This is a genomic window from Nitrosopumilus zosterae (genome assembly GCF_025998175.1).
GTDB classification, from domain to species: Archaea; Thermoproteota; Nitrososphaeria; order Nitrososphaerales; family Nitrosopumilaceae; genus Nitrosopumilus; species Nitrosopumilus zosterae.
On record NZ_AP026695.1, the window covers coordinates 452,000 to 471,002 of the forward strand.

At 37.1% G+C, this 19,003-nt stretch carries 19 protein-coding genes; 10 read left to right on the plus strand and 9 right to left on the minus strand.

Annotated features, from left to right (window positions below; genetic code table 11):
- Nucleotides 1-647 precede the first annotated feature (647 nt).
- From OO712_RS02715 to OO712_RS02725, 3 genes are all read right to left on the minus strand, one after another.
- Nucleotides 648-1,592, minus strand: a complete 945-nt coding sequence (locus OO712_RS02715) for an FtsZ/tubulin family protein (protein ID WP_109876756.1) — start codon at nt 1,590-1,592, stop codon at nt 648-650.
- A 73-nt stretch (nt 1,593-1,665) separates the two neighbouring features.
- Complete coding sequence (locus OO712_RS02720) at nt 1,666-2,934, minus strand: tRNA (N(6)-L-threonylcarbamoyladenosine(37)-C(2))-methylthiotransferase (RefSeq protein ID WP_109876755.1); 1,269 nt, start codon at nt 2,932-2,934, stop codon at nt 1,666-1,668.
- Nucleotides 2,935-2,937: 3 nt separating this feature from the next.
- Nucleotides 2,938-4,299, minus strand: a complete 1,362-nt coding sequence (locus tag OO712_RS02725) for an aspartate ammonia-lyase (RefSeq protein WP_109876754.1) — start codon at nt 4,297-4,299, stop codon at nt 2,938-2,940.
- Nucleotides 4,300-4,427: 128 nt separating this feature from the next.
- Here OO712_RS02725 and OO712_RS02730 point away from each other — a divergent pair, with 128 nt between their 5' ends.
- The 3 genes from OO712_RS02730 (at nt 4,428) to OO712_RS02740 (ending at nt 7,798) form a co-directional block, all read left to right on the plus strand.
- Complete coding sequence (locus OO712_RS02730; protein WP_109876753.1) at nt 4,428-5,822, plus strand: multicopper oxidase domain-containing protein; 1,395 nt, start codon at nt 4,428-4,430, stop codon at nt 5,820-5,822.
- 65 nt (nt 5,823-5,887) lie between these two features.
- Nucleotides 5,888-6,820, plus strand: a complete 933-nt coding sequence (locus OO712_RS02735) for a D-2-hydroxyacid dehydrogenase (protein WP_109876752.1) — start codon at nt 5,888-5,890, stop codon at nt 6,818-6,820.
- A gap of 111 nt (nt 6,821-6,931) precedes the next feature.
- Nucleotides 6,932-7,798, plus strand: coding sequence for a hypothetical protein (locus tag OO712_RS02740; protein WP_109876751.1), 867 nt, complete (start codon nt 6,932-6,934; stop codon nt 7,796-7,798).
- On the opposite strand, the gene OO712_RS02745 is transcribed toward OO712_RS02740, so the two are convergent.
- Nucleotides 7,795-8,310: a thr operon leader peptide gene (locus tag OO712_RS02745; protein ID WP_109876750.1), complete on the minus strand. Its 516-nt coding sequence runs from the start codon at nt 8,308-8,310 to the stop codon at nt 7,795-7,797. The two genes, OO712_RS02740 and OO712_RS02745, sit on opposite strands and share 4 nt — an antisense overlap.
- Nucleotides 8,307-8,978, minus strand: coding sequence for a hypothetical protein (locus OO712_RS02750; RefSeq protein ID WP_109876749.1), 672 nt, complete (start codon nt 8,976-8,978; stop codon nt 8,307-8,309). The genes OO712_RS02745 and OO712_RS02750 overlap by 4 nt, the downstream gene beginning before the upstream one ends.
- A 210-nt stretch (nt 8,979-9,188) precedes the next feature.
- On the opposite strand from OO712_RS02750, the gene OO712_RS02755 reads away from it, so the two are divergent.
- From OO712_RS02755 to OO712_RS02765, 3 genes are all read left to right on the plus strand, one after another.
- A complete protein-coding gene (locus tag OO712_RS02755) occupies nt 9,189-9,644 on the plus strand; it encodes a 50S ribosomal protein L15e (RefSeq protein WP_109876902.1) in 456 nt (151 codons plus the stop codon).
- Between the two features lies 1 nt (nt 9,645).
- On the plus strand, nt 9,646-10,200 hold the full coding sequence (locus tag OO712_RS02760) for a hypothetical protein (protein WP_109876748.1): 555 nt from the start codon (nt 9,646-9,648) through the stop codon (nt 10,198-10,200).
- A gap of 66 nt (nt 10,201-10,266) precedes the next feature.
- The gene (locus OO712_RS02765; RefSeq protein WP_109876747.1) at nt 10,267-10,629 is read left to right on the plus strand and encodes a DUF6659 family protein; all 363 of its coding nucleotides are present in this window, start codon (nt 10,267-10,269) and stop codon (nt 10,627-10,629) included.
- Between the two features lie 88 nt (nt 10,630-10,717).
- Here the strand turns inward: OO712_RS02765 and OO712_RS02770 are convergent, their stop codons facing one another.
- The 3 genes from OO712_RS02770 to OO712_RS02780 form a co-directional block, all read right to left on the minus strand.
- The gene (locus OO712_RS02770; protein ID WP_109876746.1) at nt 10,718-11,380 is read right to left on the minus strand and encodes a TlpA family protein disulfide reductase; all 663 of its coding nucleotides are present in this window, start codon (nt 11,378-11,380) and stop codon (nt 10,718-10,720) included.
- A 98-nt stretch (nt 11,381-11,478) separates the two neighbouring features.
- Complete coding sequence (locus OO712_RS02775) at nt 11,479-12,573, minus strand: sensor histidine kinase (protein WP_109876901.1); 1,095 nt, start codon at nt 12,571-12,573, stop codon at nt 11,479-11,481.
- Nucleotides 12,574-12,697: 124 nt separating this feature from the next.
- Nucleotides 12,698-13,282 (minus strand): response regulator, encoded by a 585-nt coding sequence (locus OO712_RS02780; protein ID WP_109876745.1) that lies wholly within the window; start codon nt 13,280-13,282, stop codon nt 12,698-12,700.
- 91 nt (nt 13,283-13,373) lie between these two features.
- On the opposite strand from OO712_RS02780, the gene OO712_RS02785 reads away from it, so the two are divergent.
- The 4 genes from OO712_RS02785 (at nt 13,374) to OO712_RS02800 (ending at nt 16,776) form a co-directional block, all read left to right on the plus strand.
- Nucleotides 13,374-13,763 carry a response regulator gene (locus OO712_RS02785; protein WP_109876744.1) on the plus strand — a complete coding sequence of 130 codons (390 nt, stop codon included), beginning with the start codon at nt 13,374-13,376 and terminating at the stop codon, nt 13,761-13,763.
- Between the two features lie 76 nt (nt 13,764-13,839).
- Complete coding sequence (locus OO712_RS02790; RefSeq protein ID WP_225866867.1) at nt 13,840-14,319, plus strand: HEAT repeat domain-containing protein; 480 nt, start codon at nt 13,840-13,842, stop codon at nt 14,317-14,319.
- On the plus strand, nt 14,316-15,359 hold the full coding sequence (locus OO712_RS02795; protein WP_109876742.1) for a plastocyanin/azurin family copper-binding protein: 1,044 nt from the start codon (nt 14,316-14,318) through the stop codon (nt 15,357-15,359). The genes OO712_RS02790 and OO712_RS02795 overlap by 4 nt, the downstream gene beginning before the upstream one ends.
- A gap of 124 nt (nt 15,360-15,483) precedes the next feature.
- On the plus strand, nt 15,484-16,776 hold the full coding sequence (locus OO712_RS02800) for a Cdc6/Cdc18 family protein (protein ID WP_109876741.1): 1,293 nt from the start codon (nt 15,484-15,486) through the stop codon (nt 16,774-16,776).
- Nucleotides 16,777-17,113: 337 nt separating this feature from the next.
- Here the strand turns inward: OO712_RS02800 and OO712_RS02805 are convergent, their stop codons facing one another.
- Nucleotides 17,114-17,857 carry an HFX_2341 family transcriptional regulator domain-containing protein gene (locus OO712_RS02805; protein ID WP_109876740.1) on the minus strand — a complete coding sequence of 248 codons (744 nt, stop codon included), beginning with the start codon at nt 17,855-17,857 and terminating at the stop codon, nt 17,114-17,116.
- Nucleotides 17,858-19,003 lie beyond the last annotated feature (1,146 nt).

Consider the following 19,003-nt stretch of genomic DNA (forward strand, 5'->3'; position numbering starts at 1 on the left):
GGTTCTAACTACATCCCCAGTAATATTATGCTCTCAATACAATTTGAACTCTAGGTAGGATATGACCATAAATTAGTTAATTTTAACTAACGAATTTTTGTTGAATTTGAACCGAAAAATTTGAACATTTGATACTTGAGTGAGATTTATAGAATCAGATCCACACTCTAAGTAAAAAAGATTTGAACCAATCATGCAATTCCCCTTCAGAGATTTATCTAAAATTATTTTACAATAAATAATTGCACATCATGATTGGATTTATGTACATTAGTTATCAGAATACATCTGTGAATGTTTTGATTCGTTGAATTTCAGAATTATTTTGAATCACAGTGAATCTTTGAATATTCAAAATTCTAGTCTTTTTTTGCATGCGTGAATATGCTTTGAATACTTACTTTATTCAGGCACAATTTTTGAATAAATGAGTTGTCACTAGTTGTCAAGCCTGAATCATCAAGTTGCCACAATTTCTATTCAGAAAAGTTGTCAGCAGTTGTCAAATGTCTCACATTGATTCACGCATGGCATTCAAAAGTATGTGTAATCTGGACTAAAATTTTCCTTATCGTGCATCTTATCGTACACTTTTTGTACGATTACAGGAATAAAACATTCAATAATTTAGATTTTAAAAAATTATTTTATTCCAATTGGTATAAATCAAGTTTGCAATCAATACTGCAATCTGGTGTAGACCAATCAAGTGTGTCTTCTTGTGGAATCATTCCAAGTGGATCATAATTATCAAATTTTGTCATTCCTTGAATTGATGATAACATTACAACTTTGGATTCTTCAGAAGTCGAACTCATATCTATCTGAGAGTTGGCATCATTTAGAATTCCGCCAGTTATGTTTGTAATTGAATTGAGTATTCCTACCGGAATGTTGCCTCCACCAACTACATACAACATTGAACGTTTAACTGCGTTTGGTGGCGCATTTCCATATAGCATTTTTAGTGAATCTCTTAAGGAATCTTCAATGTTTTGTCCAGCTTTACTTGTAGTTAGTATGTTAGTTTCATTAGATATTTCAGATGAGCCTATTGATTCAACAACGTGCATGATTGCTGAATTTGCAATGTCATAACATGTTTTTGGGCTCAAATCTGGGTTGCTCTCAAGTAATGAGTCATTATCTAAAACAACTGTGCATTTTGAATTTTCTCTGATTCTTTTCAGAGATATTCCTGAATTGAAAATTCTATCTTTTTCGTATTTGAAAGGCATTATTGCAAATGAAACTAGTCCTTTGTCTTTACACATTTCTGATACGACAGGGGCTATAGCTGAGCCTGCTTTACCTGCCAAATTACTCATCAGAATAATTGTGGAATACTCTTCTATCTTTGATTTAATTTCATCTGATACATTGTATGCTGAGCCTCTGATTAATTGGACTGATGGATTGACTACTCCTTTGGTAGATACATGGACTGATGGATTTCCTGAAGTGAAATCTTTTTCGTCATTGCTAATTAATAGACAATCTGAATTAAGAGAATCTTTAGCCTTGATTGCTAATTTTGAGCCTATGCCGCCCAAGCCTATTACTAAAATTGGTTCTTTTACTTGAAAACTCATTTCTGATCCTATTTTCTGATTTACATAAAAAACCTTCTTACGTTTTTTTAATCAAATCTTAGATCTAAAAAATTTAGCTTGCGATCTTTCCGACAAGTCTCTTTACAGAGGCATCTGTGATTTCAACTATGTGTGAATCCCCAATGTCTACTTTATCTGCAACTGCTACAGGCTTGTAAGCAAAGTTTCTGCCTTTAATTCCCTCGTCTGTATTTTCGTCAAACAGAACTCTGCCTTTCCAACCGATCCATTTTTTGTTGCTTTCCATCGATAGTTTACTGATCTGTTCAAAAATTATCTTGGTTCTACGTTTCACTTCTGCTGCGTCTAACTGCTTTAATTCTGCAGCGTCTGTACCTGGTCTTGCACTGAATCTGGATAGATTCACAACATCGGGTTTTGTCTCATCCAGCAAAGCAATTGTTTCCTGAAAATCTTCCTCGGTCTCTGTAGGGAATCCTACTATGATGTCTGTGGAAATTGTAAACTGTTCGAATCTCTCTCTTGCTTTTTTTACTATGTCTCTAAAGGTTCCAGATGTATGGCCTCTCTTCATATCATGTAGAACCTTATCACTTCCACTTTGTACCGGAATGTGCAGGAATTTGAAGACTTTGTTATTATCAAAAGATTTGATTAATTTGTCTTTGATTCTAGGCATGTACATTGGATTCATCATGCCAACTCTTACCATGAAATTATTTGGGATTTCTACAACTGCGTCAATCAATGATGGCAAATCCGTCCCTATGTCGAATCCATAACATCCATTGTCTGTTGAAGTCAACCATACTTCTTTACATCCCTCTTTGATCTCTGTTTGGATTTGTCTGACAATGTCCCCCAATCTATAACTTGAAAGATCTCCCTTGGATAGTTTTGTCTGACAAAATGTACATTCACTCAAACATCCACTTGCAATCTCTACAATTCCTACAGTTGGATTGAGTCTGACTTTTGGAAGTCCGACTTTGGATAAATCAGAATCTTCTAAAGCAATTTGCTTTCTCCCTTTCAGGGTTGAATTGATTATCTGAATTGTTTTGCCTAATGAATTGGGTCCTAAAAGACTGGCTTTTTCTGAAAATTTTTCAACAACGCTCTGTTCTGCTTTTGGTAAGCATCCTGCAACAATTAGTGGCTTTGTCTTTAACGATTTTATTCTGTGCATCATTTTGTTTGCAGTAGAATCTTTGACAGAGCATGTGACAACTATGTTGAGATCTGATTCTGAAGAACTTCCTACCAGAGTGTGCCCTCCGTTCTGAATCAGTCCTGAAATCATCTCCGAGTCTGCAAAGCTTGCGGAACATCCATAAGCTTCTACGTAAATTTTTGCCATGCTCTATCCGAAGAGAGAATCAATCTCTTTGTTGCTCATTAGCTTCTTTGAAACAACAAGTTCTCTGATAGTTTTCCCAGTTTTTAGAGATTCTTTGAAAAGTTCTGCCGATTTTAGATATCCTATTTTTGGAGTTAGCAATGTGACTATTACTGGACTGTTTTCAATGTCTGCACGAAGTTTTTCTTTGTTGGCAGTAAGTCCGTCAATTAGATTTGCAGAAAATATTGGCAAGAAATTTTTAAGCATGTCAGTTGATTCTAGCATGCATTTTAGCATTCCAGGCAACATCACATTAAGTTCAAACTGTCCACTCTGTGCAGCATAAGATACTGCCGTATCATTTCCAATTATGTTAAAGCAAATCATGTTCATGCATTCAGCTAAAGACGGGTTTACTTTTCCTGGCATGATTGATGACCCTGCATGAACTGCGGGAATTCCGAGTTCTGCCAATCCTGCAATTGGACCAGATGCCATTAGTCTGATATCATTTGCCAGTTTTCCAATCTCTAAAGCCAAATTTCTTAAAGCACTTGATGCATTTGCAACTGCGAATTTACTTTGCAAACCATGCTGCATGTCTCTTTCTGGTTTCAATGCAAGTTTTGAAATTTTTGAAAGTTCGGAAATTGCAATCTTTCTATAACCTTTGGGAGTGTTTGCCCCAGAACCTACAGCCGTACCACCCAGTGCCACGTTTTGTAGTTCCTTTTGGGATGAAACGATTTCATTTCTTGCTTTTGTGATTGATGTCACATATGCTCCAAATTCACTTCCCAATGTAACTGGCAATGCGTCCATTAGATGGGTTCTCCCAATTTTCTTAAATGATGAAAACTGTTTCGCCTTTTTTGATAGTGATTTTATTAAAACATCGATTGCAGGAATTGTGTCTTTTAGGTTCATCAAAATTGCAACATGCATTGCAGTTGGGTATGTGTCGTTACTTGATTGCGACATGTTAACATGGTCATTTGGATGAAGGAATTCGTATTGTCCTTTCTTTTTGTGCAATACTTCTAGCGCTACATTTGCAATCACCTCATTAGAATTCATGTTAAATGCAGTTCCTGCTCCGGAATTTATCATGTCCACTACAAACTGATCTATGTATTTTCCAGAGATTATTTTGTCACATGCCGAAACTATGGCTTTTCCTCGTTTTGCATCAATAGCTTTGGTCTTCATGTTTGCAACCGCTGCTGAGCGCTTGATCATTACAAATGATTTTATTAAATTCTCATGGCTTTTGTTTCCAGTAACGTGGTATTGTTTGATTGCTCTTCCAGTAAATGCTCCATAATATGCATCAGATGGAATTTTGATTTTTCCAAGTGAATCTTGATCCAGCCTGAATTTCATGTTGACTTTATTGAATTTCTACCCATTATTCATTCTTTTTCAGATGTTTTCATAATTTCACAACATTCCAATGGGAATTATTATATAGGATTTGCTAGTCATCGTGCTTAATGAATAAGCGTGTTAGTATGCTCTTTACAATTGCAGCAGTAGCTGTAATGGGGGCAACCTTATTCGGAAGCACATACACACAAACCCAAATCAGTGGACAATCACTTGATATCTCCAAAATGGATGTCAATGTAATTGAACAAATCCACCAGATGGGCGGTTTACAGCTTGTAATGCCTCAAGCATTCGCAGAAACTGATTGTGGTGCATTAGAAAGCTCTGGACGTACAGTAGTTGAGTTTAACTTGACTGGTGAAAGTGTTGAACTTCCAATCATGGGAGGAAAAACTTACAACGCCATGACCTTTAGTGGACAAGTCCCAGGACCAACACTAAGAGTTACACAAGGTGATGTTGTAAAAATGACACTTACAATTCCAGACGATGAAGTTACTGGACACGGTAACGACATGCACGCATCACAAATGTCAGCATCAAACTTTGAATCAGTTAATCCTGGTGAAACAAGTCAATACTGTTACATTGCTGAATCTGCAGGTGTTTTCAAATACCATTGTTCTGGTGTCAAACTAATTGGTATGGACCAACACGTTCTTTCCGGCATGTACGGAATTGCAATCGTTGATCCAGCTAATGGATACAAGAAATTAATGGTAGAGAAAACCAGCGGCAGCGGTGAATTAGACAGAAAATTCTACGATGCAGATGCATTAGAGTTCCAACTCCAATACAACCAATTGTACCTTACACCTGAAGGCAATTATGATGCAGGAGCAATGTTCATGCATCACAACACTGCAACAGTTGTTAATGGAATGCAATTCGGTTATGTACCAAACATGGCTCACAACTTACTCGTCAATGGCGATGTAAAGAAGAACATCTTTGTTGCACAACCATGGAATGGAATTGAACACAAGCAATACCAATCACAACTCTTGTTTGTTGAAAATGATCAACACGTGAGACTCTTTATCGAAAACCACGGTAACGAACCAGTCTTCTTCCACATTGTAGGAGAAATCTTGGACAGAGTTACTCAAGGTAACAGAGTACAATCCGGAGCAACTGAAACATGGTTACTCGGAGGTTCACAGAACATGATTGTTGACTTGGTCTTTGATGAACCAGGTGCATACGCAGCAGTAAACCATGATTATGCAGCAATTTACACTGGCGCAGCTACAGTCTTTGTAGCAGGTGATCCATTCGGCTTGAACCCAGTTCTAGTTGAGAAAGGAGTCATCCCAGCACCAGTTGCATCTTATGCATATGCTTTAGGCAATCCAAGTGATGCTGTCCCACCAATGGGAGCAAACAGTATTGCTCATCCTGCAATAAACATTCACGGTTTGTATACTGATGAAGTAGCTTCTGAAATGCAAGCAAGTGGCGATTATGTCGCATTATGGGAAGTAATTCCTGTAGTGGCAGAGATCCTTACTTCTTGATCTTTTAACATCTTTTTTTCTTTTTATTTTAATGAATTATATTCCGTAGCTCCTTTTCTGATGTTATGGGATTTGACGATTCAGTGTTGATCTGTGATGAAATAGATCCTATCTTGAATAAAATTTTAGAAGATAATGGACTGAAAATCTCTTATGAACCTGAGATAACTCCTGAACAAATAATAGAAAAAATTTCAAATTTCAATATCGTGATTGTCAGAAGCAGGACTACCATAACAAAAGAGATGATCGACAAGGCAGATAATTGTAAGATCATAGCACGTGTTGGAGTTGGACTTGATAATGTAGATCAAGTGGCTGCCAAAGCAAAAAACATTCGTGTAATTAATGCAGTAGAAGGTGCAATGAATGCAGTTGCGGAATTAGTTTTGGGCTTGATGCTTTCGCTTGCAAGACAAACTGCAAGAGGTGATAGGGCAATAAGAAACGGACAGTGGCTCAAAAAAGAACTAAAGGGAACTGAGCTCAGGGGAAAATATCTTGGAATAATTGGTTTGGGGAATATAGGAAAAAGATTGGGCAGATTAGCACGTGCATTAAACATGAATATCATCGGATATGATGTCATTCCAATTGATGAAGAATTCTCAAAAGAAGTAGGACTGATGAAAGCCGACTTGAATACTCTTTTGCAAAGTTCTGACTACGTCTCAATACATGTGCCTTTATTGGATTCCACACATCATCTTTTAGATGCACAGAAAATGTCCACGATGAAAAATACCGCAAAAATCATCAACACCTCTAGAGGCGGTGTCGTTGACGAGGATGCACTTTATGACGCTCTTAAAAATGGAAAATTAGGTGGAGCAGCTTTGGATGTTTTTGAAAAGGAACCTGCGATTGGAACCAAATTGGCAGAACTTGACAATGTGATCTTGACCCCTCATATCGGTGCTCAAACAAAGGAGGCGCAATCTTTGGCTGCAAACGTAATTGGTGAAAAGATTATTCAAATCCTTCGTGGCGTTATCTAGAAATCGCATTATTTCTGCCTGAACTTTAAAATAAGCAAAAAAGCTTGACTTTTACGTGATTTATTGTCGCCTCTTCATTTTTAACGTCCATCTGGAGGTTAAAATATCGTAATGAACAATGTAAATAAGTTGCAATCTGACAGATTGAAGCCTTTTCCTAATGTAAGTTCCCTATTGAAAATTTCGCTTGGACTCGTTTTGTTTACTATAATTTCCACTGCTCTTGTTTATGCTGAAACGATTTCTGTTGATGTTGGCGGTACTTCGTACAATGTTGACTATACTGCAACGGGAATGACTCTTGATGCTATTGAGGCTGACCTGGATTTTGTTTCATTGATTCTTGCAGTTAGTGTTCCTGATTCTGACGCAACTCTGGATATTACATTTGAGCGCTCTTTCTTTGATTCTACATTTGATGGACTGGATGATGATTTTATTATTCTAGTTGATGGTGACGAGCCAACTTTCACTGAAACTGAAACAACTACCCAAAGTAGGACTCTGAGTATTGATTTGCCTGCAGGAACTGAAGAAATAGAAATTATTGGTTCTTCTTTTGGTGAGTCTGCATCAGTTCCAGAAGAGACACCGGTTGAGGAACCTGTTGAAGAAACGCCTGTTGAGGAACCTGTCGAAGAGACACCAGTTGAGGAGCCGGTAGTTGAAGAGACACCAGTTGTAACTACACCCAAAGTTGAAGAAAAGCCGGTTGTAACCACGCCAAAAGTCCAGTGTGGACCCGGAACCATTCTCAAAGACGGAACATGTGTACTTGATGAAAGATGTGGACCCGGAACCGTTCTCAAAGATGGAGCATGTGTGCTTGATTCTCCTCCAGTTCTAGTTCCAGCTGAAACTTCTGTAAAGGGAATGGGTAAGGAAACTATAGTTGCATTTGTTGCTGCATTTGTAATTGCAGGAACTGTTGGTGTAATTTTGGCACTAATTTCTAAAGCAAGCAAGAGCTCAAACTAATCACAAGACAAATTTTCTGAGTTCATCATTTTATCAAAATCGAAGCCAGACATCTGAGTAGTGGTTGAATATGGAATTAGTCCGATAATTGGCGTATCAATCTGGACTAAAATTATGAATTTGTTAGGATCCAGTCTTATGTCTCCCCCGTCAAACTCAAAATCCAATGTCATGAAGATGTGCTGTGATGCTTGAATCTCCTCTGATGAAAAAATCCCTTCTTGCACATGTGATGATAAAGGATTAATTGCTGCCGGTTTTACCACAAAAGACCCTATGTTTTTTGAATCATAAAATGCGCCTATCTCAAATTTCTGAAAATTTGTCCAGAATGGCATTGTATTGCAAAATTCCATCTCGCCGTGATTGGACATTGTAAAGAACTTGAATTCTCCCGGGTTGTTCCATCTGTATTCTAATTGCTGTGCTCCAAGAATGTTTAATCCTGAAACTGCAAATGGAATAACAATCACGATTATTGCAATTCCTGTAATGATTGAATGTTTGTTCATATTTCATCTATTGTGTCTGCTGAAAACGAGATGATTTTTTTGTCAATCAAATAATTTACAGCATTTCCCAGATCTTCATCAGATATCATTCCTTCAATCCACCAATAGCCAATGTTTTTTGCCCACTGCGGTATTGAAACATCGTAGACATTCTTTTCATTAATCTCAACAGGGATGTTGATTAATTTTTTATCGATATATTTCTCAAATGCATCAATTAGAAATCCGTCTGAAATATTTCCAGAAAGCCAGTTTGCCATGATTGGTTTGATTAATTCCGGGATGCAAATTGCATCTGAATCCACCAAATTAAATTCAGCTGTTGCTTGTGATCCAGAATATTTTACATCTATGAAATATTTTCCCACTGGAAATATTTCCTTTTCAAATGCAATAAGTGATGGAACTGGAGTTTGTAAATCCGTTATTGGAACTGGAATTGCACTACTGCCCTTGCCTATTTCATCTCTTATGTGGATTATTGCAGGATCTCCTGTAATTTCTGAAACTTGAATTGTATAGAATAATTTTTCACAATAACTGTATGTTGTTTTCTCCATTGCTATTACAACAGAGGGCTCTGCATGGATGTCTGGTAGAAAGAATGTCCAGCTCAATGCCACTATTGACATGAATATTAATGACAATTGGGCATTTCTTGTTTTCATATTTTTTTCCAACTTCTGTCCAATAAAAATCTCATAATTTCTCAGGAATGCTTTTTAACAACTTGGATTTAGTTAAATTATCGAGTTTTCTGCGGAAGCAATTCTTTGAGTGAGTGGAATTCCTTCACTCAAAGCAATTTTTACTGCTTAGCGGTGCTTAGAATGAATAATCGATTTACAGTTATTAATGGGCATTTTTCTATGCCTGATATGCCTAGTCATCAAGATAAGACGTGGATCCGACTTTGGAATGAGAATGCTCCTGAATTACGTGAGCGTATTGTCGGATGGCGTAAACAAAATGCTATCACTAGAATTGACAAACCAAGTCGAATAGAGAGAGCTAGAAGATTAGGTTACAAAGCAAAACAAGGAATCATTGTTGTCAGAATGAGAGTCGGAACTGGCGGTATGAGAAAACAAAGACCTACTGGTGGTAGAAGGCCAAAACATCTGGGTGTCACAAGAATCAAGGCCGACGATGATATGAAGACTGTTGCAAATAGAAGAGTTCTTGAACGTTACCCAAACATGAAACTTTTAGGTTCATACTTTATCTACAAAGACGGAATGCATTACTGGTTTGAAGTCATTTTAGCAGATCCGCAGCATCCACGAATTGCCCAGGATAAAGAATTAAACAGACAGATTTCTCAAACTGCATAAGTTGAAAACATTATTTTTGCTTTCACTAGTTTTACTTTTTGCAATTTCACCTGCATACGGACAATCACTATCTGATGCAACAGGGTTGGTTACCAGATTGGATGTTAAAACGGGTGGACATACTTTTGAAGTTGAAACGGTTTCAAATTTTAATATTCCAGATTTTAATTTTGACAAAGACGAAAAGAAACTGTCTCTCTTCATAAATAGCGGATTGGAACGCAATTTGGGGGAGTTGCTCATCCCTCGAGCCCTTTTGGGAGGAAATTTTACATTCTATCTGAACGAGCAGCCATATTTCCCGAAAGTTCACTCCAATGAAAAAATTTCTTTTGTTACTTTGAATTTTACTGGTTCTGGTGAAAACAAATTGGAAATTTTCGGAACCACTTATCTTGACGGCTTGACTGCCAAAGATGAAATAACTCCAAAAGAATTACCGCCATTGCAAAAAGGAGAAACATTGCCTGATTCACTTGGATGGCTGGTGTTGGTCGGATTTCTAGCTGTTGTCTCTGCAATTGTCATTGTAAAAATTAAGAAACAAAAATCCTAGTTTCTATTACTTGAAATCTGATTCTAATACAAAAACTCTAATAATTTAAGATGTGCCATACAATCAATGAATTATGAAAAATTCTGCTCTGAAATTTTAGATGCAGATCCAAAAATTAGATTTGCAACAGTTTATGATGAATGGGCAGTCCGCGTTGCAGGCGGGATGAGAGAAGGGATTGAAAATTTACTTTCTGACCATGCTGAAAAAGAGTTGGTTAATCTCTCAATCATGGATTGGAAAGCGCGCAAGGATATGTCAAAGTGGCTTGGCATGACAAAATACACTCTGGGTGAATACGACAAAGTAAAACGTTTTTCATTTTATCTTGGAGATGATCATCTGCTGCTAGTCAGCGCTGAAAAAGATTCCGACACAAATGTTGTAGTTGATGAAGTGATCAAACTTTATTACAAAAATCAAAACTAGTCTTTTGTGGATAATGCAAAAATTGCCCTGGTTGGAGGGTTTGTCATAGTTGTTGCTTTATCAATATTGCTTGTCTTGATTCGCTGAATCAGTCTTCTGCAAGTAATTTTTGAATTAACGGCTCTATATGTCCGGTCTGTCCAAAAGACACATTTCTGAGAATTCCTTTTCTGTCTACTATGATTGTGGAAGGAGTTCCTTGCAATGCAAATTTTTCAAAGGTTTCAGCTGAATATTCTTTTGATTTCATATAGTCCTTGACTCTTTGGATGATCTGTTTTTTGTAATCCTCTGATTGAGAATCAAAATCAGGGATTTGCGGATATATGAATTGCATTATCTTTTCTTGACTGATTTCACCCGAAGTCTTTGTTAAATTGTCCATTCCTAACGGAAATGGAATCTTGTAAGACAGTTTTCCGTCTTTGAGTTGTCCATACATTGATAGTGCGTTCTTTGTCTCGCCAATTACCTCTCCAGTTTCTGCAAGCATCTTCAAATTATCAAGCGTATTCTTGTCAAAATCTTCAAACGCCGTGGCAAGACCCAAAACTCTTACTCCTTCATCTTTGTACTTGTTGTAGATTTCAATTGCCTCTGGAAGTGCATGCATAAAGCATCCTGGGCAATTGACTTGAAACACTTCCAAAATCACAATGTGGTCTTTTTCTTGGTCAAAGTTGGTTGGGGCTCCCTGAACCCATTCAGAAACCCCGAAATTTGGTACTTTTTCGCCTATCACTGCGCTCATGGTTGACTGTTGTATTTTTTCCATTAAATACTAATTGATCATTATTCGTAATTGAGATCTAAAAATCATCTAAAGTCTCATTGTACTTTTTTGGGTTTCTATCTTGTTACTTTTGGAAAAACAACCGTAAACTTTGTTGGATTGTTTGTAAAACTAATTTTTCCATTGTGCTGCTCTACGACATTCTTTACACTGGAGAGTCCCAAGCCAGTTCCGTCTTGTCTCAATGAAACTAGTGGCTCAAAAATTTTCTCACCTACTTCATCTGGCACACCAGATCCTGAATCTTGAACCGTGATTTTAATGGAATCTTCTGTTTCACCAAGTTCGATTGCTATTTGTCCTGATTCTGTTCCTATTGCCTGAACTGCATTTAACAAAAGATTTCCAAATATGATTTCCATTTTTATCGAGTCACAGTTGAATGTGATGTCATTTTTTGGAGTAAGGATTGTTATGTTTGGATTCCTTTGAATTAGTGACAGAGACTTTTGAAGAACTTGTTTTAATGAAACATCTTTTTTATCAAGTGGAATCTTTTGAACATAATTTAGAACTTGCTCTACTTGATGGTTCATTCTGCTGACAGACTCCTCCATCAATGCCAGTCTTTCCATGACGAAATTATCAATCTCAGTGCCCTTTCTAAGCTTTAGAACCCCTACAGACCCTTTAATGACAGTCAGCGGCGTACGTAACTCATGTGCAAGACGTCCTGATAATTCTCCTATTGCTGCCATTCGTTCAGAATTTACTAGCTGTTTAGTCTTCTCATGTAATTCGTCCTCCAACTGGTTCTTTCTTTTTATAAGTTCGACTTCTGCGCTTGCAATTTTTGATAAATTTGCATGGAGTTTTCTGTTGAGCTCTTGAGATATCTTTTTCTCTGATTCTAACTGCATGTAGATGATGTCATTTCTTTGTTTGTCAGCCGCATTCAACGCAGTTAATGAATCTTGAAAGATTCTTTTTGCTTCCGAATTAAGTAATGGTTGACCCTCTTCCAAATCCATCTTTTTAGTTTGAATCAATGAGGCGGTTGTTTCAATTTCCTCTTCGCTTTCTGAAGACGATTTTTGTGTGTTATGCTCATATGATTTCCTCTCTCTTTCATAAAACACTGTTCTGTTAGGCGCGTTCATAGGGTCTGTGTTGTTTTCATCAAAATTCTTCCTGACAAGATATTTGCGCATGGGTGATGTGTACAAAATCAACATATAGTTTTCTCTTTGTTTATTTCATACAAACATAACTTGTTCTTTTACTAAATGAGATATTCTCAACTGTGATAATCGATGTAGCTAATTATTTAGGGACTTACAAAATTATCTCGTAATAATTTCCCATATCCTTAATGTCTTGCATTTGTGATACGATTTTGTCTGCTTCATCATCCTTGTTTACGCTAAGTACAAACTCTCCGTCATTACTTATTCCGTTTACACTTCCATATGTTACACCGTTGTACATCAGTGGCTTTTTTGTAGAATTGTTTGCCGGTTTTGTTGTTTCCTTTTTCATAAGCAGTTGTTTTGAAACTGCCATAACAACCACTCCTGAATTAAATGGCTTGAAAATAAAGTCTTTTGCTCCGCCTGTCTTTATTGCGTCGTCAACCAGTTCTTTGTTGTCTTTGGTTGACGCAACTATTATTTTTGCATTAGGATCATATTTTCTAATTGCAGCTATTGCAGTCAGGCCATCTACATTGGGCATCAGTATGTCCATTATCACGACATGTGGTTTTTTAGAGATGTACTGCTCTACTGCTTCCTTCCCGTCTCTTGCTTCATAAAAATAATATCCTATTTGAGCATCTATGAGGATGCTCTTCACCTTCAATCTGAATGCCTCTGAATCATCTACGATGAGGATCTTGCTGAAGCGCAACGGGTTTGCCATGTTGAATTTGGCAATTTTATGTGATATTATGGATTGTTTGTAATGAAATTACAAACAACTCGTAATCTAGCATTTTGGGCTTATACTTGGTATGGGTATTAATCCTCGCGTTGTTGTAATAGATGACTCGAAATCCAATTTGGATGTTTTTTGCGAATTCCTGACTCTGAATAACGTGGACGTTGTGGGACAGGGAAAAAACGGCGTTGAGGCAGTCCAACTTTTTGAGCAACATGATCCGGATGTCATGTTGGTAGATTTGGCAATGCCTGTCTATGACGGGTATTTTGCGCTAAACAATATTTTGGCAGTGGATAAAAATGCCAAGGTTGTAATTATCACTGCCTTGGAAGGGAAAAAAGACACGCCAAAATTATTGAAACTTGGCGCAGTTGACGTTCTGCAAAAACCCATTGATCTGAATCGAGTTGTTGATGTGATAAATAACATATTCAAAGAAAAGAAGCTCCTGCAAGTTTAGCATTCTAAAATGATTGGACTTTATTTTCAAGTACCCTAATATATGACACACAAAGTTTCAAAACAAATTGCAAGCAGTGACTGACGAACGATTGGCTCTTTTTGCTGAAATGGAGTCAAAGTATGAACAAAAAGACACTGATTATTTTGTATCTCTTTTGGAGCATCCTGATTATGTAGTTAGAACAAGGGTGGCTTGCATCCTGGTTGACTTTGGTGGGGAAGATAAAGTTCAGTATATTGCCAAAGTTTTAAAAAATGATGACAATGAACTGGTTCGGCATGAAGCGGCATTTGCATTGGGACAGATGAGTTATTCCAGTGCAATACCACCATTGACTGATGCGACCCTTAATGACCCAAGCATGTTTGTAAGACATGAAGCGGCAATTGCCTTGGGTGTTGTGGGGAATAAAGACGCAAAAGAAGCTCTTCAAAAGGCATTAAACGATCCAGACCTGCCAGTCGTAGAATCTGCAGTTGTCGCACTATCTAATATTGAATTTATGGAAAAGTTAAGTAAGAATGAGCAATTTGCAAAGTTAACGGGTGGATGAGATTGGACTTTTCGGTTGGAGTTATTGTAATTGTTGGCGTTCTTGCGGCTGTTTCCATTGGATTCATTGCAATGAACCCTGATGAAATTATTCAACCAAGAATGGTCTCAGTGGATGAACCCACTGTCTGTACCCTTGAGTGGAATCCAATGTGTGGCGTTGACGGTGAAACCTATGGCAATCTGTGCATGTTGAATGCCGCTGATGTGAACCTAGATTATGCAGGTGAATGCATGGTTGCAGAACCAACACCAGAACCTGAACCAACACCAGAACCTGAACCAACACCAGAACCTGAACCAACACCAGAACCAACAATGACTATGCCTGTAGCAACAACTGGGGTTCACACTGTAAACATTGCTGAAGGCTCTTCAATTCCAGGATGTGAAGAGACAAACGAATGTTACTTGCCTTCTCTAATTACAATTTCTGTAGGTGATATCGTAACATGGAATAATCCTGACAGTGCAGCTCATACTGTAACTAGTGGAAATATTTCCGATGGACATGATGGTGTCTTTGACTCTGGCTTGTTTATGTCTGGTTCAACTTTTGAATTTACTTTTGATGAGTCGGGAACTTTTGATTACTTTTGCATGGTTCATCCTTGGATGATTGGTCAAGTTATTGTTAATGATGTTGAAGAGATGGTAGTAATTGAAGAGCCAACTTCTGAACCAATAATGGAATCCGAACCAACGATGGAGATGGAACCAGAAGTAATTGCAGAACCTGAAAAAACATCTATAGTTTCAATTCCACCTGGTGCTGCAATTCCCGGATGTGACGAGACAAACGAATGTTACTTGCCTTATGAAATTACAATTTCTGTAGGCCAATCAGTAACTTGGAGCAATGATGATTCGGCAGCTCATACTGTAACTAGTGGAACTGTTAATGCTGGAGTGACTGGAGTGTTTGACTCTGGCTTGTTCATGTCTGGTTCAACTTTTGAGCATACGTTTGAGAAAGCAGGAAAATATGATTACTTTTGTATGGTTCATCCTTGGATGACTGGCAAAGTAATTGTTAGTTAGATTCCATCTTAATTGGGCAAACCAGGGTTTGTCTGAAAATAGTGATTTTTGACCCTCAAAGCTGAATATTTTGTGTTTGATTTAGGCACAACAATATATCTATATGTGTTTCCAGTGAAAGTGCATGTCTGATCATGAATTAGACAATATAGTCAAAAAAGTAAGAAAAGAGAAAAAAGCGTTTTCAAACAAGGCTGCACTGGACACCTCAAATCCTCCACTAGAGATTGTAAGCAGAACAGACGAAATTAAGGAAATAGTTGATTATATCATGGACTACGAGCAAGGGCAAGTTGTTCCACTGGTGTCAATTTATGGAAGAAGTGGCACTGGAAAATCCACACTACTAAAACATGTTTGTAATCATCTTCCCAAAGTCAAACTATGTTTTGTAAATCTTCGAAAAGCCAAGACTGTTTTTGGAGGAGTAAATATTATCTTAAATGAGTTAGGTCAGCAAAGTCTTACCAGTGCACAGGGAATGAATGTTGCAATGGAAAAGATTCAAGAGACACTTTTGAATATGATGGATTTGCAAAAAAAGAAACTGTTCATACTTGCATTAGATGAGTTTGATGTACTATTTTATGACAAACGTGGAAACCCCTCTGATTTTGTTTACAAGCTGGTAGAACTGATTGCAGACCTCAAACAGAAAGGTTGTCTTGCAATGATATTTACAATATCCAATAATGTTTTGTCTGACTATGATCTTGATGAAAGGATACGATCAAGGATTGGAAATTCAGAGATATTCTTCAAGCCATATTCAAAAGACGAGATGCTAATGATATTGCAGCAAAGAGCCAAAGTCGCGTTTGATAAAAAAATAAATGATGAAATCTTGGAGGAATGTGCAAAAATTAGTTTTCTGGAACACGGTGATGCCAGACGTGCAGTAGATTTGCTAAGGGTATCTGCAGAAATTGCCGCCAAAGAAAAAAAAGAGCTTGCAGTAGGACACGTCAAGGTAGCACTGCAAAAAATACAAAAAGACCGGGTGGAAGAAGTGATAGAAAGCTTGTCTCAGCATAGCAAGCTGATTTGCCTGGTTATGGCTGCCAAGACATTTTTTCATGATAAAGACTGGCATACAACCATGTCTCTCTATGAAAAATACAAAGAATATTTGGATGCCGAACCTGTGAGTTACAGGCGGTTCTCCGAGTTGCTAAAGGATCTTGAAAATACAGGACTCTTGACATCTAAAACAAGCTCAAAGGGGCAGAGAGGATACAGCTCAGAGTTTCAACTTGTTATGGACCCGCAAATTGTAGGTGACATAATCGATAAAGACTGGTGGAATAAACACGTTGTAGAGCCGAAAATAGCCCTTGATAGACTAAATGATGCAGGAATCAAGAAAAACAGTTTGCTAACAGGTCTCACGGACTGGAATATGCCGTATCTCAGCTAAAAGAAAAAGAGTAAATCTGATTTCAAATCACACCCTTCAAATTTTTAAAGTTGGGATGAATGATGTTAAAAACATCATGTAGAGATTTTATGTAAGAATATGTCTTTCAGACATTTGACAATCCATATCTAGTTCTGTTGTCTTAGATCTTGATGTATTTTGATAAGGGTCTATATTTTTATCAAATTCTAAGATACTTGGATTGTATTTACATTTAGGCTGATGATCATATTGGATGATAAAACCCACAAGTAGAGCATCACAAATTCTTACACATTGGATGTGTATCTAGAAACTTGTTTGAAGGCGAACAGTTTCATCAAATACAAATTTCAATTTAATCCAATATCTCCAGTACATTTTTTCCTTCAGGAGTTATCTCTACCCATCTTGTTCTTCCAATTTTTTCCTCTCTGATAAAACCCCAATCATTTTTCAATGGTTGGATAATATTTTTATTCAGACTAGTAAACCTTGCCTGCTCAAAATTCTCTTCAGATCCTACGGTTATGATATTCTCCTTTTCTGCAGCAATTGCAAGATTTGTTTTGTCTATCCTATTCTTATTTTCTTTGATAATTCGTAATGTTTGAATAAATTTCTTGTCTGGAGTCTTGATATCATATTGTGGCATATCTATGATCCTGTCCAATCCTGTTGATATCTGTTCTCCGTCATATTCAAAATAATTCTCTGGCTGTGCATAATATGGTACCAGATCATTCTTTTTGTTGAACATCATACATGCCATTGTACATGCAACAGCTTGAATTTTAGAACCTGATGAAACATTGATGTAGTAGGTATTGTCCTCTCCCTCATCATCTACAATGTTTCTGATGGTCTTGATGTTGCTAAATAGATCTAATCGATCTAATTCTTTGGTAACACATTCAATTCTCTCTTTCTTTAGTCTCTTTTTGATATCATCAAGGTATGATTTTGCCTTGGTCTTCTTTGGGTTATTGTGAATTAGTATCCAAACCTTGTCAGCCTTCATCTCTATGGCAGGTAAGAATATTCTGTCAGATTCAAAGCCTAATGGGGCAATATGTATGCGTAATTGTGCATGTTTACTCATAATAGTATCTTCATTAAGTATACTATCCTAATAGTATTTAATACTTACTCTTCATCTATGTTATTTATGAGTGCCCAAATGTTTCCAAGAATCATCAGAGAATTTGATGATGAAAGAGATGAAGAACCAATGGTGTATGGTTAGTTCTAAAAACAATATCTAATTCATTCTTACAATCTTTGATATTCCATCGCTTTTTGAAATCTGAAAAATGTTATCTACATACCCTTCAAGTTCCTTTTCGTGGGAAACAAGCACTATCTGCTCTGATTTGAGCTCATCAAGTAACTCCCTTACCTTTCCCAACTGATTCTTGGAAAACCCGTCTGTGGGCTCGTCTAAAATCAACAAGTTGGACTTCATGGATTCCGTCTCTTTTCTCATAAGGGAATTCAGAGTCAGCCTGTATGCCAATGCAATGCTTGTCTTTTCCCCGCCGGACAAAAATCCCACTTCTTGATCATATCCGTCCTGATTTACAATTGGCGTAAAGTTCTCATCAATTCGTGATTCTTTTGTAGGATCTTCAACCAGAATGGAATACCATCTGGAATAAGTCTCGTTGAAATTTTGTAATATGGATAACAACACCTGCTTTTCAATCTGAGATATTGTTGGAATGAAAAATACCTCCAACCATTCTTGGAACTGGACAAATTTCTTGTATATTGTTTCCAATTTTCTGGATTCGTTAACCTTGAGTTTGTTTTGTTCGATTTTCTGAGATTCATTGTTTGATTTCTCTTGAGATGCCGCAATGGTACTTGAAATTCTTGAAATTTCATTTCGAAGCGAATCAAGCTCTTCTTCTTTGCCAGAGATTTCCTTGTCTAAATTTCCAAATGATTCCAGTTCCAGTTGAATTTCTTTTAGTTCTGACTCTGTTTGAGTAATTTGCGATTCAGTTAATTCTATTTCTCTTTGATAATTTGAAATTAGTTTCTCGACTTTCTGTTTTGCTTCCACTATCTGTTTCATTTGCTCCGTTGCATTCTCGTAGATAGTCAGACTGTCTTTGATTTCTGTCAGGTATTCTACTGGATTATTCCCTTCAAACTCTGAGAAATTCTCTTTTAATCTACTAATTTTAGCCTCAATTTGCGATATCAGTGCTGTTTTCCTGTAGTATTCTTCAATTCCCGGAAG

What these genes read in the sequence shown, in the direction of transcription:
- OO712_RS02715 (WP_109876756.1), bottom strand. Translation starts at nt 1,592, where the DNA reads ATGAGTTTTCAAGTAAAAGAACCAATTTTAGTAATAGGCTTGGGCGGC.
- OO712_RS02720 (WP_109876755.1), bottom strand. Translation starts at nt 2,934, where the DNA reads ATGGCAAAAATTTACGTAGAAGCTTATGGATGTTCCGCAAGCTTTGCA.
- OO712_RS02725 (WP_109876754.1), bottom strand. Translation starts at nt 4,299, where the DNA reads ATGAAATTCAGGCTGGATCAAGATTCACTTGGAAAAATCAAAATTCCA.
- OO712_RS02730 (WP_109876753.1), top strand. Translation starts at nt 4,428, where the DNA reads ATGCTCTTTACAATTGCAGCAGTAGCTGTAATGGGGGCAACCTTATTC.
- OO712_RS02735 (WP_109876752.1), top strand. Translation starts at nt 5,888, where the DNA reads ATGGGATTTGACGATTCAGTGTTGATCTGTGATGAAATAGATCCTATC.
- OO712_RS02740 (WP_109876751.1), top strand. Translation starts at nt 6,932, where the DNA reads ATGAACAATGTAAATAAGTTGCAATCTGACAGATTGAAGCCTTTTCCT.
- OO712_RS02745 (WP_109876750.1), bottom strand. Translation starts at nt 8,310, where the DNA reads ATGAACAAACATTCAATCATTACAGGAATTGCAATAATCGTGATTGTT.
- OO712_RS02750 (WP_109876749.1), bottom strand. Translation starts at nt 8,978, where the DNA reads ATGAAAACAAGAAATGCCCAATTGTCATTAATATTCATGTCAATAGTG.
- OO712_RS02755 (WP_109876902.1), top strand. Translation starts at nt 9,189, where the DNA reads ATGCCTAGTCATCAAGATAAGACGTGGATCCGACTTTGGAATGAGAAT.
- OO712_RS02765 (WP_109876747.1), top strand. Translation starts at nt 10,267, where the DNA reads ATGAATTATGAAAAATTCTGCTCTGAAATTTTAGATGCAGATCCAAAA.
- OO712_RS02770 (WP_109876746.1), bottom strand. Translation starts at nt 11,380, where the DNA reads ATGAGCGCAGTGATAGGCGAAAAAGTACCAAATTTCGGGGTTTCTGAA.
- OO712_RS02775 (WP_109876901.1), bottom strand. Translation starts at nt 12,573, where the DNA reads ATGCGCAAATATCTTGTCAGGAAGAATTTTGATGAAAACAACACAGAC.
- OO712_RS02780 (WP_109876745.1), bottom strand. Translation starts at nt 13,282, where the DNA reads ATGGCAAACCCGTTGCGCTTCAGCAAGATCCTCATCGTAGATGATTCA.
- OO712_RS02785 (WP_109876744.1), top strand. Translation starts at nt 13,374, where the DNA reads ATGGGTATTAATCCTCGCGTTGTTGTAATAGATGACTCGAAATCCAAT.
- OO712_RS02795 (WP_109876742.1), top strand. Translation starts at nt 14,316, where the DNA reads ATGAGATTGGACTTTTCGGTTGGAGTTATTGTAATTGTTGGCGTTCTT.
- OO712_RS02800 (WP_109876741.1), top strand. Translation starts at nt 15,484, where the DNA reads ATGTCTGATCATGAATTAGACAATATAGTCAAAAAAGTAAGAAAAGAG.
- OO712_RS02805 (WP_109876740.1), bottom strand. Translation starts at nt 17,857, where the DNA reads ATGAGTAAACATGCACAATTACGCATACATATTGCCCCATTAGGCTTT.